Raw genomic sequence first — 24577 nt, 5'->3', positions numbered from 1 at the left:
GGACTCCATGCCGAACCGTCCGGCCACGTTTCGCTACCGCGTGTTCAACGGCCTGCTGCTGGCCTCGGTGCTGGTGCTCGCCGGCACGTCCTACCTGTCGCTGCGCGCCACGGACGCGATGCAGGCCTCGGTGGAGGCCGCCAGCCATTCCCAGCAGGTGATCAACGACATCGGCCGGGTCTGGGGCCTGCTCGGCGACAGTGAATCGCACCACCTGCGCTACGTGCTGACCGGCAAGCCGGATTTCCAGCTCGAGTACCGGCTGGTGCTGCAGTCCCTGAACGAGTCGTTCGCCGGCCTGTCCGGCCACGTCAGCGACAACCCGCGGCAGGTGGAACTGCTGACCCGGCTGAAGGCGATGCATCTCGCCCGCAGCGAATACAGCGCCACCACCCAGCAGCTGCGCAGCGATGCCAACCGCGGCATGACCGGCGCCCTCGCCGCGATGGAAGAGCGGGTGCGCAGCGGGCAGGGCGCGCGCCTGCTGGCCGAGATGCGCCAGGTGATCGTGGAAATGAACGCCGAAGAGGCCGCGCTGCTCGCGGCGCGCAACCAGCAGCGCAACCAGATGCTGCAGCAGAACTGGGCCACGGTGGTGACCGCCAGCCTGCTGGCCCTGTTCGCCGGCCTGGTGGGTTACGCCGCCACCCGCCGCATGCAGCGCAAGGCCGCCGAGGCGTTCCGCGCCGAGATGCAGGCCGAGCAGGCGCGGCGCTCGAGCCAGGACAAATCCATCTTCCTGGCCAGCATGAGCCACGAGATCCGCACGCCGATGAACGCCATCTTCGGCTTCACCAACCTGCTGGCCGAGGACATCAGCGACCCGAAGCAGGTGGCCTGGGTGGACTCGATCCGCAAGAGCGGACAGGCCCTGCTGTCGCTGATCAACGACGTGCTCGACCTCTCGAAGATGGAGGCCGGCAAGATGGACCTGCGCGACGAGCCGACCGACCTGCGCGAGATCGTCGACCAGACCCTGACCATGTTCCGCCAGGCCGCTGCCGACAAGGGCATCCGCCTCACCGCGGAGTACGACGGCCAGGCCGACCTGCCGCTGGTGGTGGACCCGGTTCGGGTCCGGCAGGTGCTGATCAACCTGGTGTCGAACGCGGTGAAGTACACCGAGCACGGTGGCGTGATCGTCCGCCTGGCCTGCCACCCCTGCCCGAAGGATGGCCACTGCGACCTGCGCATCGAGGTGGCCGACACCGGCACCGGCATCCCCGCGCACCAGTTGGGCCAGATCTTCGAGCCGTTCGAGCAGGGCGACAGCGTGGACGGCCGCAGTCGGGAGGGCACCGGCCTGGGCCTGAGCATCGCGCGTCGCCTGGTGGACCTGATGGGCGGCACGCTGCGCGTGGACAGCACGGTGGGCGAGGGCTCGCTGTTCGTGTTCGAGATCCCCGAGCGGGCGATCAGCCACGAGAGCGTCAGCCAGCAGCCCGTGGCCGGGTTGCGCGTCGATTTCGACCGCCTGCCGCCGCTCGAGGTGCTGGTGGTGGACGACGTGGCGTGGAACCGCGAGCTGGTGGCGGCCTACCTCGGCGGCAGCCACCACCGCGTGCGCCAGGCGGTGGACGGCCTGGCCGCCGTCGAACAGGTGCGCACCGCGGCGCCGGACGTGGTGCTGATGGACCTGCGCATGCCGCGGCTGTCCGGCGACCAGGCGCTGCAGCGCATCCGCGCCTCGCAGCAGCACGACGACATCCCGGTGATCGCGGTCACGGCCTCGAGCATGAACGAGGACGAGGAGTGGGTGCGCGCGCGCTTCGATGGCTACGTGCGCAAGCCGTACACCAAGGCCGAGCTGTTCGAGGCGCTGGCGCGGCATTTCCCGGCGGCACCGGATCCCGATGCGCCGGCGGGCGTTGCGTCCGCCCCGGAAGCCGTCGTTGAACCCGCCGACGACAGCACGCCGCGCGCGCCCGATGCGGCCGCGCTGCAGGCGCTGGAAGCCCTGCACGCCGACCTTCCCCAGGTCCGCCGCCACCTGCGCATGCGCGAGGTCGAGGCGGCCGCGGCGCGCATGTCCGAGCTCGCGACGACGCTGGACTGGCCGCGCCTGGCCCGCCACGGCGCCGCGCTGACCGAGGCCGCCGCCACCTTCGACCTGCCGGCGGTCAAGCGCCTGCTGGAAACCTGCCCCCGCGCCGCGGAGCCGCGCCATGACTGATGCCGAACGCAGCCCGCTGGTGATGGTGGTCGACGACCAGGAGCCCAACGTGCGCGCCGTCGGCAGCCTGCTGGCCCGCGAAGGCTTCGACGTGGCGCCCTGCCTGGGCGGGGCGGAGGCCATCGACCGCCTGGCGGACCTGCGGCCCGACCTGGTGCTGCTCGACATGCGCATGCCCGGCATGGACGGCTTCGACGTCCTGGCCCGGCTGCAGGCGGACGAGGCCACGCGCACCATCCCGGTGATCCTGCTCACCGCCGACCACGAGCGCGAGTCGCTGGTGCGCGCCTTCTCCGCCGGCGCGGTGGACTACATCACCAAGCCCTTCGTGCCCGAGGAGCTGCTGGCGCGGGTGCGCACCCACGCCTCGCTCAAGCTGGCGCGCGACCGGCTGGCGGCGCTGGCGGTGGAGCGGCAGGAGAGCCTGGAGCTGATCGCCCACGACCTGCGCAACCACTTCACCAACATCCTGTTCTCCGCCGACATGCTGGTGTCGCCGGACGACCCGCCGGCGCGCGCCCGGCCCCTCGCGACGCTGCGCGAGGCCTCGCAGTCGGGCCTGATGTTCCTGCAGGCGGTGCTGGACCAGGCCGCCGACGAGGCCCGCGGCATCGCCGTCGAGCCGCTGCCCGCGGGCCCGCTGCTGCAGCAGGCCGCGGACGCGCTGGCCGACTCGGCGCGCGCCAAGGGCATGCGCTTCGAGTTCGACGCCGACCGCACGCTGTTCGCCCGCGGCCAGCGCCTGGCGCTGCTGCACGTGCTGCAGAACCTGGTGTCGAACGCGGTGAAGTACGCGCCGCCCGGCAGCGTGGTGACGCTGGCCGCCGCCGGGCGCGAGCATCGTGCGCGCTTCCGGGTGATGGACCGCGGGCCCGGCATCGGCGCCGATGAGCAGGCCTCGCTGTTCCGGCGCTATGCCACGCTGTCGAGCCAGCCGACCGGCGGCGAGTCGTCCACCGGCCTCGGCCTGGCGTTGGCGAAGCAGAAGGCGCGCGCGATGGGCGGCGACCTCTGGTACGACGATCGCGAAGGCGGTGGCGCCTGCTTCACCCTCGAGTTGCCGCGGGTGGAATGACACGCGCGGCCGCGCGCACGGCGCGGCGGATCGCGAAGCGCGCGACGTGCAGCTTGCAGGATCCCGTCGCGACGATCGTGCAGATTGCGCGGATGCAGGGCGCGCCACCCGCGCCAAAGCCCATCCCCGCGCGCTTCGCACCGTTGGCACGGTGCTTGCTTCCTTCTTCCATGACGGCGCCACGGCCCCCCGGTGGCTGCGCCGGATTCCCCCCCACATGGAGCAAGCACATGAACAAGTTCACCCGAGTCGCCCTGCCGTTCGCCATCGCCCTGGCGCTGTCGGCCTGCCAGGAAAACCCGGCCGAGACCCAGGAGGACGTCGCCGAGGCCCGTGCCGAAGCGGCCGAGGACCTGGGCGAGGCGCGCAGCGACGCCGCCGACGTCACGGCGGAAGCCAACCAGGACGTCAACGAGGCCTGGGCCGAGGGCGACGACGTCGCCGGCGCGCAGGCCGAAGCCACCGAGGACACCGCGGAGGCGCGCCACGAGGTGGCGGTCACGCGCGCCAAGGGCGCGCTGGACGTCGCCCAGCAGCGCTGCGATGCGCTGAGTGGCCAGGACCGCGACGCCTGCGACGCCGCCGCCAAGGCCGAGTACGAGGCCGCCATCGCCGTGGCCGATGCCGAACTGAAGGCCGCCGAGCGCACCGCCGACGCCATCGACGGCTGATCCGTGTTCCACCCCCGGGCGGCCTCGTGCCGCCCACCCTGGCCGGCGTCGTTGCGGCGCCAGCCATCCCCCCAAGGAGAATTCGCAATGAACAAGACTGCCAAGACGCTCAACCACCTGGTCGAAGCCCTCAACGACGGCATCGACTTCCACCAGCATGCCGCCAAGGAGACGTCCCACCCCGGCTATCGCGAGCTGTTCCAGCGCATGGCCGCGCTCAAGGGCCGCATCGCCGTCGACCTGAAGTCCGAGATCGCCCACCAGGGCGTGGAGCCGGACCAGGACGGCACCTGGCTGGGCAGCATCCGCAAGGGCTATGCCGACCTCAAGGCGAGCCTGAAGAAGGATTCCGACGCCGCCTACATCGCCACGCTCGAAGAGCAGGAGGACCGCGTCCTCGAGGCCTTCCGCGACGCCCTCGACGCCGGACAGCCGGTGCGCGTGCGCGAGCTCGCCGCCCGCCACCTGCCCGAGGTGCAGCAGATGCACGACCAGATGCGTGCGCTGAAGAAGGCCAAGGCGGCCTGAGTCCCGTGGTGGCCCCGGGTGCTGCCGGGGCCATGACTTGAGGAAGCCGCCCCCCCCCTGGGCTTCCCGCGGCGAACCCTGCTCTCCGGGTTCGCCGCTTTTTTTTGCCGGCCGCGAAAAAAGCCGTTTTTTTGCGGTTTTGCACTTGGCGGCGCGCCGGACTTGCCCTACATTCGCGGTGCCGGAGGGATTTCCAGGCACCCCAACCACCCAAGAACCACGGGAACAAACAAAAATGGCTACCAAGAAAGCTGCAAAGAAGAAGGCTGCCCCGAAGGCCGCTGCCAAGCCGTCCGCCCCGAAGCCGATCAAGGAAGCCCTGACCAAGTCGGGCCTGGTCTCGCACATCGCCGAGTCCACCGGCGTCGCCGCGAAGGACGTTCGCGCCGTGATGGGCGCGCTGGAAGGCGCGGTGCACGGTTCGGTCAGCAAGAAGGGCGCGGGTTCGTTCACCCTGCCGGGCCTGCTGAAGATCTCGGTCGTCAACGTGCCGGCCAAGCCGAAGCGCAAGGGCATCAACCCGTTCACCAAGGAAGAGCAGTGGTTCGCCGCCAAGCCGGCCACCGTCAAGGTGAAGGTGCGCCCGCTGAAGAAGCTCAAGGACGCCGCGGCCTGATCGCCGCGCCGTCGCGGCGCCGCAAGGCTGCCGCGGGGCGAGAAAACACGGGGCGGGTCGCGCAAGCGGCCCGCCCCGTTCTCATTCCGGCGCCGGCCCGGCCTCGCGGGTGAACACCCGCAGCGTTTCGCCCTCGAAGTCGCGCAGGCCCCATTCGCGCATTCCCAGCTTTGCCAGCACGCGCACGGACGCCTCGTTGCCCGGGCTGACGATCGCCAGCACCTGCGGGAGCCGCAGCGTGCCGAAGGCGTGCGCCAGCACCGCCGCGCCGGCCTCGCTGGCCAGGCCCTGCCCGGTGTAGTCGGGCAGGAAGGCATAGCCGAGATCGGGTCGCGGCAGGCTGTCGCGCCGGACCAGCCCACTCATGCCGACCGCGACGCCGTCGGCCTTGCGGGTCACTTTCCACAGGCCGAAGCCGTGTTCGGCGTAGCTCGCCAGCGGGCCTTCGCGCAGGTAGCGCCGGGCCTCGTCCAGGCGGCGCACGCCGCGGTCGCCGATGTGGCGCAGGAAGCCCTCGGTGTTGAGCAGCGCCAGCGCGAAGCCGGCGTCGTCTTCGGCCAGTTCGGTGAGGCGCAGCCGCGGGGTTTCGAGCAGGAAGGAGGCCATGGCGGGGACCGCGTGGTGACGGTCCATTCAAGCCGCTGGCGGGGGCGGGCCGCAAGCGCGGCCGCGCCGGGACTCAGGGGCGGGCGAGCGTCACCACTTCGCGGCCGTTCTCGAAGCTCACCGACTGGATCATCGGCGGCGCGTCCGGGCGGGACTTTTGCTGCTGGCCGCCGAGGCTGATTGACTCGCGGATGACGATGCGGAAGTTGACCGCGGCGCTGGCGCGGGTGGGCGAAGAGGAGGCGTGGCCGCCGGCCGGCTGGGCCGAGAACTGCGAGCTGGCCTCGACGTTGCCGGCGGCGGCGACGAGGGCGAGGAGCAGGAGACCGAGGTGCTTGCGCATGTGCCTTCTTCCCGACTTTAGGACCACGCGCCGAGGGGTGCGGTGGTTCCTTGGAACGCAGTCTAGGAAAGTGAAAACCGCGTGGATGCGCAGCGGCTCACACTTGCAAGCTGTGGGATTTCGCGCACGTTTTCGGGGGTTTCCAGCGCTTGCTCACATTCCGTTCCGCGACTGCTTCACAGTTCTCGTTCGTTCCGTGCGGTGGGTCACGCCGCCGGGATGAACGCGGGCTGCATGGAATCCAACGCCGCGCACGGATTCGCCCGGCCATCGCGGCCGGCGGCTGCGGGAAAGGATTTCCCCAGGGCGCGTGCCGTCAGCGGCTGGCGGGGGATGGCGCGTCGGCGTGGCTGCCCGGCATGTGCACGCAGACGCGGTCGCGTCCTTCGCGCTTGGCGCGGTACAGCGCATCGTCGGCCCGCGCCAGCAGTCCATCGAAGTCGTGCCCGCCACTGCGGCTGCCGGCCACGCCGAAGCTGGCGGTGAGGGCGAAGGCATGGCCCGCGCCGCGCGCATCGATGGACGCGATGCGCTTGCGGCACTCGCGCGCCAGGCCGACCACGCTGGCGAGATCCTGGTTCACCACCAGCAGCGCGAATTCCTCGCCGCCCAGCCGGCCCACCCGCCCGTCGGGCGGGCAGGCGGCCTGGCAGGCTTCGGCCACCTGGCGCAGGGCCCAGTCGCCGGCGGCGTGGCCGTACTGGTCGTTGATCGCCTTGAAGTGGTCCAGGTCGAGCATCACGAGCCCGGCGTCCGCGCCGCCGCGCCGGCAGGCCTCGAGCAGCGCCTCGGCCGTCTGCGTGAAGTGGTGCCGGTTGCTGACGCCGGTGAGGGCATCGGTCTGCGCCATCGTCCGCAGCGAGACCTGCATCCGCTTGACCTTGTAGGCCCAGTAGAAGACCGACGCGGCCAGCAGCGCCAGCAGGCCGATCAGCAGGCGGTTGGCCTCCGCGGTCTTCGCCGCCACCTGCTGCTCGAGCCGCAGCACGTCGTTCTGGCGGTTGAGCAGTTCGATGGTCTGCGACTTCTGCAGCGATTCGTGCCGGGCCATCTGGTAGGCCAGCTCGCGCGCCTTGACCTGGTCGAGCCAGGCGCGCTCGGCTTCGGCGTACTGGCGGTAGTGCTGCAGGGTCGCGGCCGCATCGCCGCGCGCCAGCGCGTTTTCGTACAGCACCTCATGCGCCTGCACCAGCACCTGCGTGTTGGCGATGCCGCTGGAGTTGGCGACCGCGCGCAGGGCGTGCGCGTCGGCGGCTTCGCGCCAGCCCAGCGAGAGCTTGAGCCGCGCCAGCCGCGCGTGCACCTCGCCGAGCAGGCGCGGATAGCCGGTGGCCTCGATCTCGCCGAGCCGCGACTCCAGCAGCGAGACCGCCACCGGCACCTGGCCATCGGCCGCCAGCTTGGCCGCCAGGTGCACGCGGCCGAAATTGGCCAGCATGGTTTCGCCCTGCGACAGGCAGTAGTCGATGACCGACTGGAATTCGGCCGGATCTTCCGGCGCGGCGTCGAGGAAGCCCAGCGATTCCAGCCGCAGCACGCCGGTGAAGCAGCGCGTGCGACCCTGGACGCCATCGGCCTGCAGCAGCTCCACGTAGTGCACCGCCTGCGCGTACTGCCCGACCTGGTTATGGATCACGCCCGCGGCGGCCCAGGCGTGGTGGCGCACTTCGGCGTCGTCGACCTGCTCCACCAGGGCCAGCACCTTGTCCAGGAACACCAGGCCCTCGACGAACTCGCGCGTCACCGCGCGGCTGCTGACCACCAGGCCGCCGGCGCGGACCTTGATGGCGGGATCGGACGAGGTCTCGAACAGGCGGGTGCCGGCTTCGATGGCCAGGTCGAAGCGGCCCGTGTAGCCGAGCCGGTAGGCCTTGAGGTAGTCGAGCAGCTCCCGCTGGGCGGGCGTGGCTTCGTGCACGCGCTCGGTGAGGCGGGCGAGCAGGACTTCGAACCGGGCGGGGTCGGCGCTGCGCAGCGCATCCGCCTGCGACAGCAGGTCGCCGAAGGCCGCGGGCGTCGAGGCGGACACCGGCGGGGCCAGCGCGAGCGCGAGCCAGAGCAACGCGAGCGCCCACCCGGCCATGATGGCGCGGGGTCCGGGTGACCGGAGGTGCCCGCCAACGGCAGGCCTTGCGCGCGTCTGCATGTTCCCGCTCGCCCACGAAGTGGAAGGCGGTTCGAGCGTAGCCGATGCATTCGCGCTTGTCCGGTCGCGTCGGCGCAGGTGAGAAAAAAAGGCGGGCGCCCCGCGGCGCCCGCCTCCCGTTACCGCGGACCGGCGATCAGCGGCGAACGCCGGCCTCGCCGCGCGCCGAGGCCGACGCGTCCACCGAGGCGCCGCGGCGCGAGGCCGAGGCATTGGCCGAGGCATCGGCCTGGCCGCGGGCTTCGGCGCGCGGCGCCGGAGCCGGCGTCGCACCGTCGTTGCCGTCGCCGCCCTCGGTCGGACCGGGCCCGACGGCGGGCGGCGCCTGGCGGGTCAGCGACACCGCGCCGTTGGCCGCGCCTTCGACCGCCGCGGTGGCTTCGGCGCCGGTAGGAAGGGCCGGCGCGCCCGGCGTCGCCGGCAGGTCGGAAGCCGACGGCAGGTCCGGCGTGGACGGCAGGTCCGACGAAGACGGCATCTCCGGCAGCTCCGCGCGCGGCAGTTCACCCGAGGCGGCGCCGGTCAGTTCGCCCGCGCCCGACAGCGAGGCCATGGCCTCGTTCGCACGCACCTGGCCGGCGGTATCGCCCGCCAGCGAACCGGTCAGCGCCCCCGCGCTGCCGAGTGCACCGGCATTGGCGTCGGCGCGGCCGGTGGCTTCGCCGGCCAGTTCGGCGGCGGCCGCGGCGGCACGCTGCTGCTCGCGCAGTTCGCGCGCGGCGGCGCGGCGCTCGGCCAGGGTGCCGCGCAGTTCACCGCGGGCGCCGTTGAGGGTTTCGCGGGCACCGAGGTTGCCCAGCGAGCCCGGGCCGGCGCCGACGGTGCCGCGCAGGCTGCCGGCGGCGCCACCCACCAGGGACTGCGCCTGCAGCATCGGGCTGGCGGAGAGCAGGGCGGCGAGGACGGCGGAAGCGAGCAGTTTGTGGTTCATGGCGGTCTCCTTGGGAACGCCGCAGCTCATCTGCGGCTTCAAGGTGTCCTACGCGCCGGGGTACCGCTTTCTTCCCGCGGCGAGGGCCGCATTCAATCTTCGTTCATCGGCGCGGCCCAGGCCGCGCGGGCGTCCCCGGACAGCAGGCCGCGCCCGAAGCGCGCATCGTGCCCGCGGGGGCCGAGGTCGCGCGCCTGTCCCTCGAGGCGGCGCACCACGCGATCCGCCGCACCGGGCGTGGGGAGTACCAGCTCGCGCGCGGCCAGCCGCGCCACCAGCGGCGCGGCGAACGAGGTGCCGCGCACGCGCGCCTGCCCACCGCCGCTGCGCGCCGCCCAGAGTTCGCTGCCGGGCGCGGCGAAATCCACGGCGTCGCCGCGCATCGCCTCGGGCAGCAGCCGGTCGCGCGGATCCACCGCGGTCACGCCGATCACCCCGGGGTAGGCCGCGGGGAACAGGGGCGGCGCCGAGGGACCATCATTGCCCACCGCGGCCACCAGCACGTGGCCGCGCCGCTGCATGCCGTCCACCAGCTGCGCCAGCAGCTGGTTCGGCGGGCCGACCAGACTGACGTTGACCACGGCCACCTTCTCGCGCGCCAGCCAGGCCATGGCCTCGGCGAGGGTCGTGACCGCGCCGCCGGTCGGCTCGCCGCAGTAGATGTCGGCGGCGAACAGTTGGCCGCCGCGCGCGCGGCCCCGCGCATCGCCGGCCAGCAGCGACGCCACCGCCGTGCCGTGTGCGTCGGGAAGCGCGCGGTCGCCGCAGCCCCAGCGCCTTACGTCCACGCCGGCGAGCGTGGGGTGCGAGGCGTCGACGCCGCTGTCCACCAGTCCGACGCGCGGCGGCGCCCCGTCCCCGGCGGGCGCGAGGGACGTCGACGCCGCCGAGTCCGCCCCGGTCGCGCCCGATCCCAGGTACACGTGGTTGTAGTCGTAGCGGCCGTCGGGATCGAGCTTCGCCAGCCGCCGGAGCGCGCTGCGCACGCGCAGGCCCTCCGGTGCGCGCAGCACCACGATGCGCAGGTCCAGCGGCGCCAGCACCGACTCGCGCACGATCCGGAACCCGGCGTCGCGGGCGCGCCCAAGCGCGGCCTCCGTCGGCGCGATCGCCACGACTTCGCTGCGGATCGCGGGGGCGCCGCGCGGGTCGGCTTCGAGCCAGCGCCGGTGCTCGCGCAGTAGGGCGCGCTCACGCACGGCGCGCAGTTCGCTGCCGGCCAGGTCGAGGGTTCCCTGCACCGGGGGCGGCAGATCCACCGGCAGCCGCGGCAGCGGCACGGGCAGGCCGAGCGCACTCGCGACCGGCGCGGCCGCAAGCAACAGCATCAGGGAAAGTGATCGCCTCATGCCTACAGCCTACGCCGGGACGGGCCGGAATCATCCGGGGCGGTGCTAGCATCCCGTCGCATCCCGTTCAGCCGGGGCGGGAATAAATACGCCCTCCGGCGCGTAGGCAAGAGGGACGGTCACCGTAACCGCCATGGATTTCAACCAGGAACTGTGTGCCCTGCTGCCGCGCCTGAGGCGCTTCGCCCGGACCCTGGCGCGGGATCCGGCCGACGCCGACGACCTGGTGCAGGTGGCGCTGGAGCGTGCGCTGGCCCGCTCCGCGCAATGGCGGCCGGATGCGCGGCTCGACGCGTGGGTGTTCGGCATCGTCCGCAACGCCTGGATCGACGAAGTGCGGTCGCGACAGCGCGGGCAGCGCGTGTTCGCGCCCGAGGAACAGGGGGCCCTGGTCGGCGAGTCGCCGTTCGAGGGCCAGGACCTGGCGATGTCGGTGCAGTCCGCACTGGCCCGCCTGCCGGAGGAACAACGCATGGCCATTGCACTGGTACTGATCGAAGGCTTGTCCTACCGCGAGGCCGCGGAGGCGATGGACGTGCCGATCGGCACGCTGACCAGCCGCCTCGCGCGCGGCCGCGAAGCGCTGCAGCAGCTGCTGGGCGGTGCCGCCGGGGTGGGCGCATGAGGCCGGGCGACGAGCGCATCTTCGCCTACGTCGACGGCGAGCTGGATCCCGCCGGGACGGCCCTCGTCGAGGCCGCGATCGCCGCCGACCCCGCCGTGGCGGAGGCCGTGGCGCAGGCGCGCCGGCTGCGGGCGCAGCTGCGCGACGCCTTCGACCCGATGCTCGACGAGCCGGTGCCGGCGCACCTGCTGGCGCTGGCGCGCGGTGCCGGTTCGACCGCCACCGCCGCGGCGGCCGCGACCGTGCCCGCGCCTGTTACCGCGCCCGGGGGCGGGGCCACGGTGCATCCGCTGCCGCGCCCCGCGCGCCGGCGCTGGGCGCTGCCGGAATGGACCGCGATGGCGGCGGCACTGGTGCTGGGCATCGCGGTTTCGCGGCTGGTGATGGCGCCGCCTGCCGGTCCGCTGGCGTCCGAATCGGGCCGCCTGGTCGCGGACGGCGTGCTGGCGGAGTCGCTGCAGTCGCGGCTGGGCGCCGAGACCGGCGACGGCCTGCGCATCGGCCTGAGTTTCCGCGATCGCGACGGCGCGTTCTGCCGCGCGTTCCGCGTTGGCGGCGAGCGCGACCTGGCCGGCCTGGCCTGCCGCGCGCCCGACGGCCGATGGCAGGTGCCGGTGGTGGTGTCGGTGCCGCCGGTCGGGGGCGAAGGCCTGCGCCAGGCCTCGACCGCGTTGCCGGAGATCGTGCTGGCGGAGCTGGACGCGCGCATCGACGGCGAGCCGCTCGACGCCGCCCAGGAGCGCGAGGCGCGCGACGCCGGCTGGCGCTGAGCGGTCCCGCCGGCAACGGCGCGGGACGACCGCCTGCAACGGCGGCCCGGCGTTCCGGCCGCGGCGGCATGGGCGCGGGTCGCCGGGCGCGGATTGCGCGCCCCCGCGTTTGGCGTCATGTTGGCGGCGGGCCCACCGCCGCCGCCGCCATGACCCGCGAAGCCGACATCCTCAGCCGCCTCGAGACGCTCAACGCCATCGGCGTGGCGCTGTCGCACGAGCGCGACCTGCCGACCCTGCTCGAGCGCATCCTCGAGACCGCGCGCGAGTTCGCCCACGCCGACGGCGGCACGCTCTACCGCGTCAGCGGCGACACCCTGGTGTTCGAAGTGCTGCGCAACGGCACGCTCGGCTACTTCATGGGCGGCCGCCACGGCGCGCCGATCGATTTCCCGCCGATCGCCATGCACGACGCCACCGGCGCGGGCCGCCACGACATGGTGGCGGTGCACGCGGCGCTCACCGGCACCACCGTCAACGTCCCGGACGCCTACGCGGCCGAGGGCTACGACTTCAGCGGCACCCGCGCCTTCGATGCCCGCACCGGCTATCGCTCGAAGTCCTTCCTCACCGTGCCGATGAAGGACCACGACGGCAAGGTGATCGGCGTGCTGCAGCTGATCAACTCGCGCAACGCCACCGGCGAGGTGGATGCCTTCAGCCAGGCCGAGCAGCAGCTGGTGGAATCGCTGGCCTCGCAGGCCGCGATCGCGCTCAACAACCGGATCCTGGTCGACCAGCTCGAGACGCTGTTCGAGGCGCTGATCAACCTGGTCAACACCGCCATCGACGAGAAGTCGCCCTACACCGGCGGCCACTGCGAGCGCGTGCCGGTGTTGACCAACCTGCTGGCCGAGGCCGTGGCGCGCACGAAGGCCGGGCCGCTGGCCGACTTCGACATGAGCGAGGCCGACCGCTACGAGCTCAAGATCGCCGGCCTGCTGCATGACTGCGGCAAGATCACCACGCCGGTGCACGTGGTGGACAAGGCCACCAAGCTGCAGACGCTGTTCGACCGCATCGCGCTGATCGACACGCGCTTCGAGGTGCTCAAGCGCGACGCCCAGATCGCCCACCTCAACGGCGAGCTCGACACGGCCACCTACACCGAGCGGCTGGCCCAGCTCGACGCCGACCGCGAGATCGTGCGCGCCGCCAACACCGGCGGCGAGTTCATGGACGACGCGCGGGTGGCGGCCATCCAGCGCATCGCCGGGCACCGCTGGCGCGGTCCCGATGGCGCCGAGCAGCCCTTCCTGAGCGAGGACGAAGTCGAGAACCTCACCATCCGCCGCGGCACCCTCACCGCCGCCGAGCGCGAGATCATCAACCACCACATCGTGATGACCATCCGCCTGCTGGAGGCGCTGCCGTGGCCGGCGCACCTGCGCAACGTGCCCGAGTACGCCGGCGGCCACCACGAACGGATGGACGGCAAGGGCTACCCGCGCGGCCTGACGCGCGAGCAGATGAGCGTGCAGGCGAGGGTGATGGGCATCGCCGACATCTTCGAGGCGCTGACCGCCAGCGACCGGCCGTACAAGCCCGGCAAGACGCTGTCGGAGTCGCTGGCGATCCTGGGGCGGATGAAGCTCGACCACCACGTGGATCCGGACCTGTTCGAGGTCTTCCTGCGCGAGCGCGTGTACCTCGACTACGCGCGCCGCTTCCTGGCGCCGGAGCAGGTGGACGCCATCGACTGGACGCGCATCCCGGGCGTGTCGCCGGAGCTCGCGGCCGAGCTTTCGGTGGACGCGCGCGGCTAGCCGCCGGCGTACGTCGGAGCGCGGCCGCGCCGCGAACGCTCGAACCACCACAGGCCGCCGGCCAGCAGCAGCCACGCCAGCGCCCACGGCCAGCGCGGTCCGGGCACCGGTGCGGGCGTGGTTCCCCCGGCGGCGGCGCGGCCGGCCAGCGCCGCGGTTTCCTGCTGGCGCTGCGCGGCATGCAGGCCCGGGGCCTCGGCCGGCGCGCGCACCAGGAAGGCCTGCTCGCGCTCGCCGTCGCGGCGCAGGTGCCAGCCGGCACGCGTCGGCCAGAACGCGGCGCAGGCCGCGGCGCCGGTGGCGGGGTCGGGCGCCAGCGCGATGGTTTCGCCCGCGGGGTCGGTCAAGCGCGTGTCGTCGGTGACGCCGCAGAGCGCGCTGCGCTCCTCCGTCCAGGCCTGCGCCGGTACGGCCATCGCGGGCTCGCCGCGCGCGCGGGCGAGCGTGCCGAAGGCCTGCGACCAGAGGCTGCCGTAAGCCGCCTGCCGTCCCGCCAGCGCCAGGCGGAAGGTGTCGGACAGCGTCCACAGCGCGATCCGGCCGCGGCCCTCGGGACGCCACAGCCCCACGACTTCGCCCTGGTCGCCGGTGGCCAGCGGCGCGCCGTCGGCAGCGGCCAGCTGCAGCGGGCGGCGCGACAGCAGCGGGGCGGCGTCGGTGGCGCGCGCTTCGGCATCGTCGGTGCCGGGCGTCGCGGCGTCGGCCTGCGCGGTGCCGGGCAGGCGCAGGCCGCGCGGCACGTCCGCGGGCGTCACGGTGAAACCCCAGTCGGCCAGCACGCGTCGTTCGGCGGCGTTGGGATCGTCGCCGAGCCGCAGCATCAGGCCGAGCCCGTCGCGCACCGCGTCGCGCAGCGTGGCCTGGCCGCCGGCGCCGAGCGCGCGCCAGGCGCGTTCGTCGATCACCACCAGGTCGAGTTCGGCCAGGCGCGCGGCCGTCAGCGCGGCGCGGTCGTCACCCAGCACGATGCCGGCGCCGAGCCGGAGCTGGCTGCCGAGCGCGAGGCCGCCATCGAGCGCCCAGCGGCGCAGGTACTTGAGCTCCGGGCTGGCGCCGCCCGCCAGCACGAGCACGCGCAGCGGAGCGCCCTCGGCCGCGCGCAGTGGCAGCGCGATGCCGCCGGCGTCGTCATCGTCGCCCTCGCGGCGCCACTGCAGGCGGTAGTCGGCCGCGCCTGCCGGTCCGGCCACGCCGGTGAGCCGGAAACCGCCGGCCTCGTCGAGCGCGGCGCGATCGATGCGTTCGCCCGCGGGATCGAGCAGCTCGACTTCGCCGCCGGCATGCCCGGTGATCCGGCCCGCGAGTTCGAAGCGGCGTCCGCGCACGATCGTGTCCGGCAGCGACAGCGCGACCAGTGTTTCCGGCAGCGGCGCCGGCACGAACCCGAAGCCGAGGCCGCGGGCGGCATCGCGGTCGCGCGCGGCCAGGCCGTGGCCGAGCACGCGCACGGGCCGCGCGTCGGGATGGCGGCGCAGCGCGGTGCCGAGGTCGGGCACGGGCTCGGCGCCTTCGAACGCGGGCGCGCCCGGCAGCGACAGCACGCGGTCCCCGTGCGCGGATTCCAGCGCATCCGTGTCGGCGCCTTCGGTGAGCAGCACCAGCGCGCCCGACCGGCCCGGCTGCGAAGGCGGTACCAGCACGCACCAAAGCAGCGCGGCCAGCGCGATTTGGCCGGCCCCCAGCAGCGCGCGGCGCCACGTGCGTTCGCCGCGGCTGGAAATCGCGACGCGCAGCATCGCCACCGCGGTGATCGCGGCCAGCGCCCACGCCATCAGCGCGAGCTCGTTCATGGCGAGGCCTCGGTGCGCAGCGCGTCGAGATACGCCTGGCCGCGTTCGCCGGGCCGCGGCCGGGCCGGGGTCATCGCGGCGTCGCGCGGCAGCAGCGGCCACAGCCGGGCGCGCAGCGCGGCGCGGCAGTCCGTGCAGGCGGGATCGCGGCGCAGCGCATCGATCGCCGCCACCAGCGACAGCGGGTCGTCCACGCGCGCTTCGTTCGCGCGCAGCCAGTCGGCGAAGGCCTCCAGCGCCGGTTCGCCGCCGTCGGGCCCCGCCAGCGCCTGCCACAGCGGAAGCGCCGGGTTCTCGCCGGCGTCCCGCGGCGCCAGGCCGGTGGTGCGGGACGCGATGCCCTTGCGGTCGCCGGTCATGCGTCGCGCCTCGTCGATCGGCGGCAGCTCCAGGCCCGTGCGCGCCAGGTAGATGCGCGAGGCCTGCTGCACCTGCTTGATGAAGCCCAGCGCGCGGTACGCATGCGGCAGCGCCGCGGCGGGGTCGCCCTGGCGCAGGCCGCCTTCGGAGAGCCACATCGCGTCGAGCGCCTGCTTGAGCAGGGCGCGGGTCTCGGGGTCGAGCAGGGTCGCGGCCTCGGCTTCGTCGTGGGTGTGGCCGTAGAGTTCGAGCATGCTGTCGCCGCCGGGCGGCGTGGGCGCGGCCGGGGGCTCGGACGCGTGGTCGTGGCCGTCGCCTTCCGCGTGTTCGCCGTCCTCGTAGCCGGGCGGCGGTTCGGGCTCGCCTTCGCTCTCTTCGCCCAGGAACTGGCCGTAGCGCAGGCGCAGCAGGCGCTGGTCCACGCCGAGGTTGTTCGAGCGCAGCATGAACTCGTCCGCCGTCAGCCGCGGGCGATCGGCCAGCAGCGCCTCGGCGTCGATGATGATCTGGCGCTGGCTGCGGAAGTAGGCCGGCAACGCTTTCTTCACCAGGCCCTCCATGCCGGTCGATTCGGCGCTGGGCGGCAGCGGCCAGCGCAGGATGAAGCTGGCGCTGCGGCTTTGCTGCGGCGACGGCGCGCGATTGTCGGCCACCACCAGGCGCACGATCAGGTCGTCGCCTTCGGCCAGGCCGAGGCGGGCGAGGTCGAGCGTGTGGGCGTAGCGGCGCAGGCGGGCGTCGCCTTCGCCGCGCAGCACGCGGGTCTGTTCCGTCACCGTGACCTGTTCGCCGCTGCCTTGCGCCAGCGTGATCTCGAGGCGCGCGGGGCCGAGGCCGTGGTCGTCGCTGGCCTCGAAGTCCAGCGCCCACTGGCGCTGGCCCGGCGTGGCCAGCGTGAGGCTGCGCTCGGGCGCCACCGCGCGGATCTGCGGCGGCTGGTCGGGAATCGCATCGAGCCGGTGCAGCGCGTCGTCGCGCAGCGGCAGCGGGCCGGCGGGGACGATGCGGTAGAGCGTGGACTTCGACAGCGTGCGGGTGGCGGTCCAGTCCTCGCCCTCGCGGGTGAGCGGCAGGCGCTGGCCGTCGTGGAACACGAGCTCGACCGCCTCGGGCTGCGGTGCGAAGCGCAGTGTCCAGCGCAGGCGCGAGTCTTGCGCGAACTTGCCCGACAGCTCCGGCTGCGTGCCCGCAGCGAGCCCGGTGTAGGCGGGCGGCTCGGCGTGCAGCCGGGCGGTCTCGACCACCAGGTCGGTGGCCGCCGCCGCCGTCGGGGCCGGCGTCGGCGAAGGGCGCTGTGGCAGCGTGATCGTGATGCCCTGCGGGAACAGCCAGATGGTGGCTGCGGTCAGCGTGCCGAAGACGATCCAGATCGCCAGCAGCGAGCGCAGCGGCCAGGCCGCGCGCAGGTCGGCCGGTCTGCAGGCCAGCCGGTCGAGCAGGCGCTGGCGCTGGAGCTGCTGCAGCGGACCCAGCGACCCAGGCGCCGCGAACAGCAGGTCTGCGCTGTCCTCGAGGTCCGGGCGCGCGTCGAGGCGTCGGACCAGGCCGCGCAGGTCGCGACCCGGTCGCTTCAACCAAGCCACCAGGGCCGTGATCGCGATCACCACGCCCGCCTGCAGCAGCGCAGCGGGCGAGCGGTCAGTCGCGAGCGATGCCGCCACGTAGCCCAGCACCGGCAGGGCGAACGCCGCGACGATCGCGGCGTGCCGTCGGCGCGCGACGGCGAGGGCGCGCTGGATCGGAAGGGCGGGCGTCATGCCGGCACCCCGCGCCGGCCGGTGGCCAGCCAGCGTTCGAGAGCGAACAGCGCGAGCAGCAGCCACAGCAGCGGCGTCGTCAGTTCGCGCGGGGTTTCGGGGAAGCCCGGGCCGCCGGGCCGCGGCGCGTAGGCCGCGGCCACCGCGCGCTGCGGGGCGGGCGGCGGCGCCTGCAGTAGGTTGCGCACGGTGTCGGGGAATCCGGGCTCGAGCAATTCGGGCAGCGACGCGGGCGACAGCGGCACCGCCAGCTGCAGCACCAGGCCCTGGCCGAGCGCGGCGCGGCGGGCGCGCGGCTCGCCGCTGGCGTCGTGCCACGCGGGTTGGCCATCCTCCGGCAGCGGCCATTCGGCGTCGGCGCTTATCAGTGCGCGTCCGCCGCCTTCGATCCAGGTGCGGATAGCCGGCGGCAGCGGGCCGGGTGCCAGCCAGGCCAGGTGGCGCGTGTCGTCCGCCAGCGCGGCGTCGGCGGGTGCGATGTCCGGCGCGATGTCGGGCGCGGTCGCGGCGTCCGGCGACCACGCGAGCGCGGCGGCGCCCAGGTAGCGCAGGCCGGGCGTGTCGTCGCCGGCGTGGCGCACGGCCAGCTTGAACGGCGGATCGGCCGCGCGCTTGGCTTCCGCCGGCGCGCCTGCCACCACGCGCCAGTCGACGCGGCGCGAGAGGCGCACGGGTTCGCCGTCGGCGCCGTCGAAGCGTTCGGTGGCCAGCACCGTGATCGCGGTGCCGGCGGGCAGCGTGGCATCCAGTTCGCGCAGCAGGCTGGCGCTGGCCACCGGCGGCGACGGCGGCGCGTCGGTGAGCGGCGGGAACCCGGGGGCGAGCCAGCGCCGTTCGGCGTCATCCGGCAGCGTGGGCATCTGCGCGGTGTCGGCGCCGGGCATCACCACCAGCCACGGCACGCCGGCGCCGTGCAGCACGGGCCGGGCCAGCAGCAGCGCCAGCCCGGCGACCAGCAGCAGGCGCAGCGCCAGCAACAGCCACTCTTCGAACCGCAGCTTCTGCCGCGGCTTCAGGCGCGCGGCCAGCCAGCGCAGGGCGGCGAAGGCGGTGGGCTTCTGCTCATCGCGGCGGGCCAGGTGCACCAGCAGCGGCAGCGCCAGCGCCGCCAGCGCCCAGAGTCCGACCGGTGCCAGGAGGCCGAGGCTCATGCGCGCTCCGAGGCGAGCGGCGCGAACAGGCGGCGCAGCGGCTGGTCCAGCGGTTCGTCCAGGAAGTACTCGACCCGGCGCACACCCGCGCCGGCCAGCCTCGCGCCGAGGGCCGCGCGCGCGGCGGCGAAGCGGCGCAGGAAATCGTCGCGCGCCGCGGCGCCGTCGCTCAGTACTTCGTCGCCGGTCTCGGGGTCGCGGAAGCGATGGCCGCCGCGGAAGGGGAAGTCGCGCTCTTCGGCGGTCAGCAGCTGCACGTTGAGGACCTCGCGCCGCGCGGCCGCCAGCTTCTCCGACAGCGCGACCACGGCTTCGTCGAAGTCATCGCTGAGCACGACCACCAGCTGGCCGGCGAGCGCGCGCTCCCACAGCGGCCGCAGCCTCATCGCGTCCGGCCACGCGCCAGTGGCCCGCGCGGCCTGCAGCTCCATCAGGCAGCGGTCGCGCTGCCGCGGCCCGGCGCCGGCCGGCACCAGCCGCAGTCCGTCGCCGCCGATGATCGCGAGGCCGAAGGCATCGCCCTGCCGCAACGCCAGCTCGAACACGCAGGCGGCCAGCGCGCGCGCGGCGTCGAGCCGCGTCCAGCCCGGGCGCGCGGCGTCGCCCTGGCCCATCGAGGCGCTGGCGTCGACCACCACCCACGCGGTCAGCGGGCTGTCGCGCTCGGCCTCGCGCACGAAGAACTTGTCCGAGCGCGCGTACAGCTTCCAGTCGATCTGCCGCAGCTCGTCGCCGGGCTCGTAGGCGCGGTACTGCGCGAACTCCAGCCCGGCGCCGCGGCTGCGGCTGGGGTGCTGCCCGAAGCCATGCCCGCCCACGGCCCGGCGCCCCGCGAGGCGCAGGTCCTTGAGCCGCGCGCGCACCGCGGCGGGAATGAAATCGGGGCCGGCCACGCCGTGGCTCAGCCGCCCAGCGGCACGCTGCGCAGCAGCGAGGCGACGACGTCGTCCGCCGACTTCTGTTCGGCCTCGGCGGCGAAGGACAGCAGCAGCCGGTGGCGCAGCACGGGTGCGGCCAGCGCGACGACGTCCTCGCGGGTGGCGGCGAAGCGGCCGTGCAGCAGCGCCCGCGCCTTCGCGGCCAGCACCAGCGACTGCCCGGCGCGCGGGCCCGCGCCCCACTTCACCCAGTTCATCACGTCGGCCGAGGCACCCGGCAGCGGCCGGCTGGCGCGCACCAGGCGCGTGATCCAGTCCAGCAGGTCGGCGCCCAGGTGCACCTCGCGCACGCGCGCCTGCAGCGCCAGCACGTCGTCGCCGTGCATCACCTGCGGCACCTTCGCGGTCTTGCTGCCGGTGGTCTGCTCGATGATGTCGCGCTCCTCGGCCTCGCTCGGGTAGTCCACCCGCACGTGCAGCAGGAAGCGGTCGAGCTGGGCTTCCGGCAGCGGATAGGTGCCGGCCTGCTCGAGCGGGTTCTGCGTAGCCAGCACGAAGAACGGCGCCGGCAGCACGTGGGTGACGCCCGCGTAGCTGACGGTCTTCTCCTGCATCGCCTCGAGCAGCGCGGCCTGGGTCTTGGGCGGCGTGCGGTTGAGCTCGTCGGCCAGCAGCAGGTTGGTGAACACCGGGCCGGGCTGGAACTTGAAGTGGCGGTGGCCGGTGCCGTGGTCCTCCTCGAGGATCTCGGTGCCCAGGATGTCGCTGGGCATCAGGTCGGGCGTGAACTGCACGCGTCGGAACTGCAGGTCCAGCGCCTGGCCCAGCGTGCGCACCAGCAGCGTCTTGCCCAGGCCCGGCACGCCCTCGAGCAGGCAATGGCCGCCGGCGAGCAGGCCGATCAGCAGCTGCTCGACGACGTCCTCCTGGCCGACGATGGCCTGGGCGATGGCGGCGCGGAGCGGGGCGATGCGGGCCAGCTGGCTTTGGAGATCGGCTTCGGGGGAGGGCGTGGTCATCTGGAGTCCGTGGATCCTTGGAATGAGGAGTTAGTGATTAGGAGGTAGGAGATAGTTAAAGCCGGAGCAGGATCCCGCTCTCACTATCTCCTACCTCCTAATCACTACCTCCTAGTTGGTAAGCGCATACATAACGATGTTCACCGCAAACTTCGTGTTGTCTTCCGCCAGCCAGCGCTTGTTCCGCCAGTCATAGTCCCACTCGCAGCCGTAATCCTTGTTGCTGTAGAGCACGCCCAGCCGGCCATCGATGCTGATGCCCTTGAGGTAGTCGTGCACGATGTCGTCGCCCCAGCCGTTGAGCTCGAAGCTGGTGGTGGGCGGTCCGTCGAAGGTGAAGAAGCTGGAGTACACCGGGTGCCGCGGGGGCAGCTTCCGAAGCGCCTGCGGGCCGAAGATCGACGCCATCTCGTCCTCGAAGGACTTGGCGAACAGCCCGTCGATGTCGTGGTTGCAGTCGTCCACGAACACGAAGCCGCCGCTGCGCACGTAGCGCTCGAAGTTGCGGCGCTCGTCCGGGTTGAACTCCACCAGCTTGTGCCCCGACAGGTAGCAGAAGGGCGCGGTGAGCATGCGCGGGTCCGACAGCGCCAGCACGTGCTCCTTCGGGTCCACCCGCAGCGGGGTGTACTCGATCAGCGAGGTGATGAGGTTGGCGGGCATGCGCTGGTCGACGTCCCAGTCGCCCGAGTCGTACATCAGTCGCGTGAACCAGAAGTCGTAGTCGGCGCCGGACTGCGCCATCAGACTGCGCGGGAGCAGGGCCTGGGCGGCGAGGGTGGTGACGAGGGTGGCGAGGAAGTGGCGGCGGTTCATGGGGACGGGGCGTCCCCCTCTCCCCAACCCTTCTCCCCCAAGGGGAGAGGGGCTTCAGGCTCCCTCTCCCCTTGGGGGAGAGGGCTGGGGAGAGGGAGCTTTTCGTTCAACTCAAACCGCGTCGGACAGCGACGTGAACGTAAAGTCCCGCAGCTTCATCGGCGGGATCATCATCACGAACGGCGACTCGTCCGCACCCAGGCGCACCGGCTTGCCGAGCTCCTCGATGTTGTTGAGCATGATCACCGGCGACTCGTTGAAGCGGAAGTTCTTCACCGGGTGCTTGATCTCGCCGTTCTCGATGTAGAAGGTGCCGTCGCGGGTCAGGCCGGTCAGCAGCACCGTCTGCGGGTCCACCATGCGGATGTACCAGGTGCGGGTGACCAGGATGCCCTTCTGGGTGCCCTTCACCAGCTCGGCGGTGGACTTGTCGCCGCCCGACATCAGCAGGTTGCCCGGGGTCGCCACGGCCTTCTTGCCCTGCTTCTGCGCCCAGTAGCGCGAATACTGCAGGTTGGCGATCTTGCCGTCCTTGATGATGTCCATCGCTTCGCGCGGCAGGCCCAGCTCGTCCCAGGGCAGCACCGGCGCATCGGCGTCCCAGGGGTCGGCGCGCAGGTTCACGCGCGGGTCGTAGACCTGCTCGCCAAGCTTGGTGCCGCCGCCCTTCTTGGACAGGAAGCTGCGGCCTTCGTCGGCCTGGCGGGCGTCGAAGAAGAACATCATGAAGCTGATCAGGCCCGCGGCCGCGGCCGGCTCCAGGATCACGGTGTACTTGCCCGGCTCGAGCGCCTTGGCGTCGGCCGAATCACGCGCCTTCTGGATCGCGACCTGGATGTCGTCGCTGGCCTTGAACTGGCTGACGTCGCCGAGGTTGCGCGAGACCCAGCCGGAACCGCGGCCGTCTTCGGTGCGCACCGTGCAGGTGTAGTTGAGGTTGGTGGCCTTCTGGTAGCCGAAGTTGCCCTTGTTGTTGGCGAAGGCGAAGAAGCTCTGGCCATCGCTGAGGAAGCCGGCGGCGATGAGCTTGTTCTCCTTGCAGGGCGTGATCGAGTCGGCGGCGACCTGGGCGCGCAGCTCCGGCGTGATGGCGGCGGTGGCGGCGTCGAAGGTCGGGCTGGGCCGGTAGACCTGCTTCTCCAGCGCCGGCATGTACTCCTCGTTCTCCGGGGCCAGGCGCGCCAGGTCCTCGGCCCGGCGCACCACGCGCTCGAGCGCGGCGTCGTCGAACTCGTTGATGGTGGCGATGCCCTCGCGCTTGCCGAAGGCGCACTGCACGGCCAGCTGGATGTCGCTGACGATGCCGCTGGTGGAGACGTTGTTCAGGGCGAAGCGGATGTTGCCGTTGATCGAACCGGTCAGGGTCGCGGTGCAGTCGTCGGCGACCGACAGCTTGATGACCTTGTCCAGGATGGCCTTGGCCTGTTCTTCGGTGAAGATGCTCATGTCTTGGGCTCCTGGCCGGTCAGCCGATGTTGCGGGCGGTGTTGATGACGTTCATGCCGTCGAAGCGGGCCGTGCTGGAACCATGCGACACCGCCGAGACCTGGCCGGGCTGGCCCTTGCCGTCGAAGAAGCTGCCGCCGAGGCGGTAGTCGGACTCGTCGCAGATGGCCGAGCAGGCGTTCCAGAATTCCGGCGTGCGGATCTGGTAGGCCACGTCCTCGATCATGCCGGCGATGGCGCCGTCCTTGATCTCGTAGAACAGCTGGCCGCCGAACTGGGCGTTGTAGCGCTGCTGGTCGATCGAGAACGAGCCGTCGCCGATGATGTAGATGCCCTTCTCGACGTCCTTGATCATGTCGGCGACCGAGAGCTTTTCCTTGCCCGGCGCCAGCGACACGTTGGCCATGCGCTGGAACTGCACGCTGGACCAGGAGTCGGCGTAGCAGCAGCCGTGCGATTCCTTCTCGCCGATGATGTGGGCCTGGTCGCGGATGGCCTGGTAGTTGACCAGGATGCCGTCCTTCACCAGGTCCCACTGCTTGGTCTTGACGCCCTCGTCGTCGTAGGCGACGCCGCCCAGGCTGCCCTCCTGGATCTTGTCGGCGAACAGGTTCACGCGCTCGTTGCCGTAGCGGAAGCCCTGCTCGCGCTTGTCGAGCGTGGCGAAGCTGGTGCCGGCGTAGTTGGCCTCGTAGCCCAGCACGCGGTCGAGCTCGAGCGGGTGGCCGACGTTCTCGTGGATGGTCAGCCACAGGTGCGAGGGGTCGAGCACGAGGTCGTACTTGCCCGGCTTCACCGACGGGGCGGTAAGCTTCTCGCGCGCCTGCTTGGCGGCGGCGACGGCGTCCTCGACCATGTCGTAGGACTTGCCGTAGTTCACCACGCCGTTGGGCGAGACGTACTTCTGCGAGGCGTCGCCGTCGAGGTATTCATAGCCCATGCCCATCGGCGCCGACAGGCCGTCGCGGGTGCGGAACTTGCCGCTGGCCTTGTCGATGGCGGTGACGGTGAACGGCGCCCAGATGCGGTGCACGTCCTGGTCGATGTAGCTGCCGTCGGTGGAGGCGAAGTACTTCTGTTCGTTCACCAGGAACAGCGTGGAGTTGACGAAGTCGGCGCCGGCCTTGATCGCGGCGGCGTTCACGCTCAGCAGCAGGTCGACCTTGTCCTTGAGCGGCACGGCCATGGCGTTCTTCTTCACCGGGGCCTTCCAGCTGACCTCGCCGACGCCGGTGACCTTGGCCAGCTGCACCGGCGCAGTCTGGAAGCGCGAATTGGCCTTGGCGATGGCGGTGGCCTGGCGGGCGGCGTCGGCGACCGCGGCGACGCCGAGGTCGCGGGTGGCGGCGAAGCCCCAGGCGCCGTTGGCGATGACGCGGATGCCGACGCCGGTGGATTCGGTGTTCACCACGTTCTGGACCTTGTCCTCGCGGGTGATCACGAACTGCTGCAGGTAGCGGCCCACGCGCACGTCGCAGTAGCTGGCGCCGGCGGCGGTGGCGGCATTGAGCGCGGCGTCGGCGATCGCCTTCTTGAGCGCGACGTCGAGGCCGGACACCAGCTCCTGGGCGGCGATGGAGCGGCTGTAGGGAAGCATCAGGCCGGCAAGGCCGACGCCCGAGATGGTCAGGAAGTCGCGTCTGTGCATCGTGTCACTCCAGCGAAGGGACCGGGCCGCGTGCCGGCGTGACCGGGGCGGCTGCGAGTGGAATTGCCTTCCGACTGTGGCGAATGCGCTCCGGGGCGGTCAAGTGACCAATG

General features: G+C 72.5%; 21 protein-coding genes. 8 read left to right on the top strand and 13 right to left on the bottom strand.

Annotated features, from left to right (window positions below; all coding sequences use genetic code 11):
* The first annotated feature begins 7 nt into the window (after window positions 1–7).
* From N787_RS14135 to N787_RS00885, 5 genes are all read left to right on the top strand, one after another.
* On the top strand, window positions 8–2173 hold the full coding sequence (locus tag N787_RS14135; RefSeq protein ID WP_052575000.1) for an ATP-binding protein: 2166 nt from the start codon (window positions 8–10) through the stop codon (window positions 2171–2173).
* Window positions 2166–3248 (top strand): hybrid sensor histidine kinase/response regulator, encoded by a 1083-nt coding sequence (locus N787_RS00900; protein ID WP_034210076.1) that lies wholly within the window; start codon window positions 2166–2168, stop codon window positions 3246–3248. The genes N787_RS14135 and N787_RS00900 overlap by 8 nt, the downstream gene beginning before the upstream one ends.
* A gap of 230 nt (window positions 3249–3478) precedes the next feature.
* Entirely contained in the window at window positions 3479–3919 is a 441-nt protein-coding gene (locus tag N787_RS14130; RefSeq protein ID WP_052574999.1) for a hypothetical protein, read from the top strand.
* 87 nt (window positions 3920–4006) lie between these two features.
* Window positions 4007–4447 carry a ferritin-like domain-containing protein gene (locus N787_RS00890; RefSeq protein WP_034210075.1) on the top strand — a complete coding sequence of 147 codons (441 nt, stop codon included), beginning with the start codon at window positions 4007–4009 and terminating at the stop codon, window positions 4445–4447.
* Window positions 4448–4682: 235 nt separating this feature from the next.
* Entirely contained in the window at window positions 4683–5063 is a 381-nt protein-coding gene (locus N787_RS00885; protein WP_034210074.1) for an HU family DNA-binding protein, read from the top strand.
* Window positions 5064–5144: 81 nt separating this feature from the next.
* On the opposite strand, the gene N787_RS00880 is transcribed toward N787_RS00885, so the two are convergent.
* The 5 genes from N787_RS00880 to N787_RS00860 form a co-directional block, all read right to left on the bottom strand.
* Window positions 5145–5669, bottom strand: coding sequence for a GNAT family N-acetyltransferase (locus N787_RS00880; RefSeq protein WP_034210073.1), 525 nt, complete (start codon window positions 5667–5669; stop codon window positions 5145–5147).
* Between the two features lie 73 nt (window positions 5670–5742).
* Window positions 5743–6012 (bottom strand): hypothetical protein, encoded by a 270-nt coding sequence (locus N787_RS00875; protein ID WP_034210072.1) that lies wholly within the window; start codon window positions 6010–6012, stop codon window positions 5743–5745.
* A gap of 316 nt (window positions 6013–6328) precedes the next feature.
* On the bottom strand, window positions 6329–8095 hold the full coding sequence (locus tag N787_RS00870) for a GGDEF domain-containing protein (RefSeq protein WP_156968849.1): 1767 nt from the start codon (window positions 8093–8095) through the stop codon (window positions 6329–6331).
* A 199-nt stretch (window positions 8096–8294) separates the two neighbouring features.
* Window positions 8295–9089 (bottom strand): hypothetical protein, encoded by a 795-nt coding sequence (locus tag N787_RS00865; protein WP_156968848.1) that lies wholly within the window; start codon window positions 9087–9089, stop codon window positions 8295–8297.
* Window positions 9090–9181: 92 nt separating this feature from the next.
* Window positions 9182–10438 carry a S8 family serine peptidase gene (locus N787_RS00860; RefSeq protein WP_245593929.1) on the bottom strand — a complete coding sequence of 419 codons (1257 nt, stop codon included), beginning with the start codon at window positions 10436–10438 and terminating at the stop codon, window positions 9182–9184.
* A 133-nt stretch (window positions 10439–10571) separates the two neighbouring features.
* Here N787_RS00860 and N787_RS00855 point away from each other — a divergent pair, with 133 nt between their 5' ends.
* The 3 genes from N787_RS00855 to N787_RS00845 all read left to right on the top strand — a co-directional run bounded on the left by N787_RS00855 (window position 10572) and on the right by N787_RS00845 (window position 13599).
* Complete coding sequence (locus N787_RS00855) at window positions 10572–11063, top strand: sigma-70 family RNA polymerase sigma factor (RefSeq protein ID WP_034210068.1); 492 nt, start codon at window positions 10572–10574, stop codon at window positions 11061–11063.
* Window positions 11060–11833 (top strand): anti-sigma factor, encoded by a 774-nt coding sequence (locus N787_RS00850; RefSeq protein WP_034210066.1) that lies wholly within the window; start codon window positions 11060–11062, stop codon window positions 11831–11833. Before N787_RS00855 ends, N787_RS00850 begins: the two co-directional genes overlap by 4 nt.
* 149 nt (window positions 11834–11982) lie before the next feature.
* The gene (locus N787_RS00845) at window positions 11983–13599 is read left to right on the top strand and encodes an HD family phosphohydrolase (RefSeq protein WP_034210065.1); all 1617 of its coding nucleotides are present in this window, start codon (window positions 11983–11985) and stop codon (window positions 13597–13599) included.
* On the opposite strand, the gene N787_RS14845 is transcribed toward N787_RS00845, so the two are convergent.
* The 8 genes from N787_RS14845 to N787_RS00805 form a co-directional block, all read right to left on the bottom strand.
* Window positions 13596–15389 (bottom strand): hypothetical protein, encoded by a 1794-nt coding sequence (locus tag N787_RS14845; protein ID WP_052574998.1) that lies wholly within the window; start codon window positions 15387–15389, stop codon window positions 13596–13598. The two genes, N787_RS00845 and N787_RS14845, sit on opposite strands and share 4 nt — an antisense overlap.
* A complete protein-coding gene (locus tag N787_RS00835) occupies window positions 15386–17506 on the bottom strand; it encodes a hypothetical protein (protein WP_034210064.1) in 2121 nt (706 codons plus the stop codon). The genes N787_RS14845 and N787_RS00835 overlap by 4 nt, the downstream gene beginning before the upstream one ends.
* Window positions 17503–18657 carry a BatA domain-containing protein gene (locus N787_RS00830; protein ID WP_034210062.1) on the bottom strand — a complete coding sequence of 385 codons (1155 nt, stop codon included), beginning with the start codon at window positions 18655–18657 and terminating at the stop codon, window positions 17503–17505. The genes N787_RS00835 and N787_RS00830 overlap by 4 nt, the downstream gene beginning before the upstream one ends.
* Entirely contained in the window at window positions 18654–19550 is an 897-nt protein-coding gene (locus N787_RS00825) for a DUF58 domain-containing protein (protein ID WP_034210060.1), read from the bottom strand. The genes N787_RS00830 and N787_RS00825 overlap by 4 nt, the downstream gene beginning before the upstream one ends.
* Window positions 19551–19558: 8 nt before the next feature.
* Window positions 19559–20554 (bottom strand): AAA family ATPase, encoded by a 996-nt coding sequence (locus N787_RS00820; protein ID WP_034210059.1) that lies wholly within the window; start codon window positions 20552–20554, stop codon window positions 19559–19561.
* A gap of 111 nt (window positions 20555–20665) precedes the next feature.
* The gene (locus N787_RS00815; protein ID WP_034210057.1) at window positions 20666–21370 is read right to left on the bottom strand and encodes a DUF4159 domain-containing protein; all 705 of its coding nucleotides are present in this window, start codon (window positions 21368–21370) and stop codon (window positions 20666–20668) included.
* Window positions 21371–21481: 111 nt separating this feature from the next.
* Window positions 21482–22816, bottom strand: coding sequence for a TldD/PmbA family protein (locus N787_RS00810; protein WP_034210055.1), 1335 nt, complete (start codon window positions 22814–22816; stop codon window positions 21482–21484).
* A 19-nt stretch (window positions 22817–22835) separates the two neighbouring features.
* Window positions 22836–24464 carry a TldD/PmbA family protein gene (locus N787_RS00805; RefSeq protein ID WP_034210054.1) on the bottom strand — a complete coding sequence of 543 codons (1629 nt, stop codon included), beginning with the start codon at window positions 24462–24464 and terminating at the stop codon, window positions 22836–22838.
* Window positions 24465–24577 lie beyond the last annotated feature (113 nt).

Origin of the sequence: Arenimonas metalli CF5-1 (assembly GCF_000747155.1) — a bacterium.
GTDB classification, from domain to species: Bacteria; Pseudomonadota; Gammaproteobacteria; order Xanthomonadales; family Xanthomonadaceae; genus Arenimonas; species Arenimonas metalli.
This window is presented reverse-complemented; position numbering and strand designations above follow the sequence as displayed.

What these genes read in the sequence shown, in the direction of transcription:
- N787_RS00880 (WP_034210073.1), bottom strand. Translation starts at nt 5,669, where the DNA reads ATGGCCTCCTTCCTGCTCGAAACCCCGCGGCTGCGCCTCACCGAACTG.
- N787_RS00890 (WP_034210075.1), top strand. Translation starts at nt 4,007, where the DNA reads ATGAACAAGACTGCCAAGACGCTCAACCACCTGGTCGAAGCCCTCAAC.
- N787_RS00870 (WP_156968849.1), bottom strand. Translation starts at nt 8,095, where the DNA reads ATGGCCGGGTGGGCGCTCGCGTTGCTCTGGCTCGCGCTCGCGCTGGCC.
- N787_RS00805 (WP_034210054.1), bottom strand. Translation starts at nt 24,464, where the DNA reads ATGCACAGACGCGACTTCCTGACCATCTCGGGCGTCGGCCTTGCCGGC.
- N787_RS00810 (WP_034210055.1), bottom strand. Translation starts at nt 22,816, where the DNA reads ATGAGCATCTTCACCGAAGAACAGGCCAAGGCCATCCTGGACAAGGTC.
- N787_RS00845 (WP_034210065.1), top strand. Translation starts at nt 11,983, where the DNA reads ATGACCCGCGAAGCCGACATCCTCAGCCGCCTCGAGACGCTCAACGCC.
- N787_RS00860 (WP_245593929.1), bottom strand. Translation starts at nt 10,438, where the DNA reads ATGAGGCGATCACTTTCCCTGATGCTGTTGCTTGCGGCCGCGCCGGTC.
- N787_RS14130 (WP_052574999.1), top strand. Translation starts at nt 3,479, where the DNA reads ATGAACAAGTTCACCCGAGTCGCCCTGCCGTTCGCCATCGCCCTGGCG.
- N787_RS00815 (WP_034210057.1), bottom strand. Translation starts at nt 21,370, where the DNA reads ATGAACCGCCGCCACTTCCTCGCCACCCTCGTCACCACCCTCGCCGCC.
- N787_RS00875 (WP_034210072.1), bottom strand. Translation starts at nt 6,012, where the DNA reads ATGCGCAAGCACCTCGGTCTCCTGCTCCTCGCCCTCGTCGCCGCCGCC.
- N787_RS00865 (WP_156968848.1), bottom strand. Translation starts at nt 9,089, where the DNA reads ATGAACCACAAACTGCTCGCTTCCGCCGTCCTCGCCGCCCTGCTCTCC.
- N787_RS00835 (WP_034210064.1), bottom strand. Translation starts at nt 17,506, where the DNA reads ATGACGCCCGCCCTTCCGATCCAGCGCGCCCTCGCCGTCGCGCGCCGA.
- N787_RS00820 (WP_034210059.1), bottom strand. Translation starts at nt 20,554, where the DNA reads ATGACCACGCCCTCCCCCGAAGCCGATCTCCAAAGCCAGCTGGCCCGC.
- N787_RS00885 (WP_034210074.1), top strand. Translation starts at nt 4,683, where the DNA reads ATGGCTACCAAGAAAGCTGCAAAGAAGAAGGCTGCCCCGAAGGCCGCT.
- N787_RS00830 (WP_034210062.1), bottom strand. Translation starts at nt 18,657, where the DNA reads ATGAGCCTCGGCCTCCTGGCACCGGTCGGACTCTGGGCGCTGGCGGCG.
- N787_RS00855 (WP_034210068.1), top strand. Translation starts at nt 10,572, where the DNA reads ATGGATTTCAACCAGGAACTGTGTGCCCTGCTGCCGCGCCTGAGGCGC.
- N787_RS00900 (WP_034210076.1), top strand. Translation starts at nt 2,166, where the DNA reads ATGACTGATGCCGAACGCAGCCCGCTGGTGATGGTGGTCGACGACCAG.
- N787_RS14845 (WP_052574998.1), bottom strand. Translation starts at nt 15,389, where the DNA reads ATGAACGAGCTCGCGCTGATGGCGTGGGCGCTGGCCGCGATCACCGCG.
- N787_RS00850 (WP_034210066.1), top strand. Translation starts at nt 11,060, where the DNA reads ATGAGGCCGGGCGACGAGCGCATCTTCGCCTACGTCGACGGCGAGCTG.
- N787_RS14135 (WP_052575000.1), top strand. Translation starts at nt 8, where the DNA reads ATGCCGAACCGTCCGGCCACGTTTCGCTACCGCGTGTTCAACGGCCTG.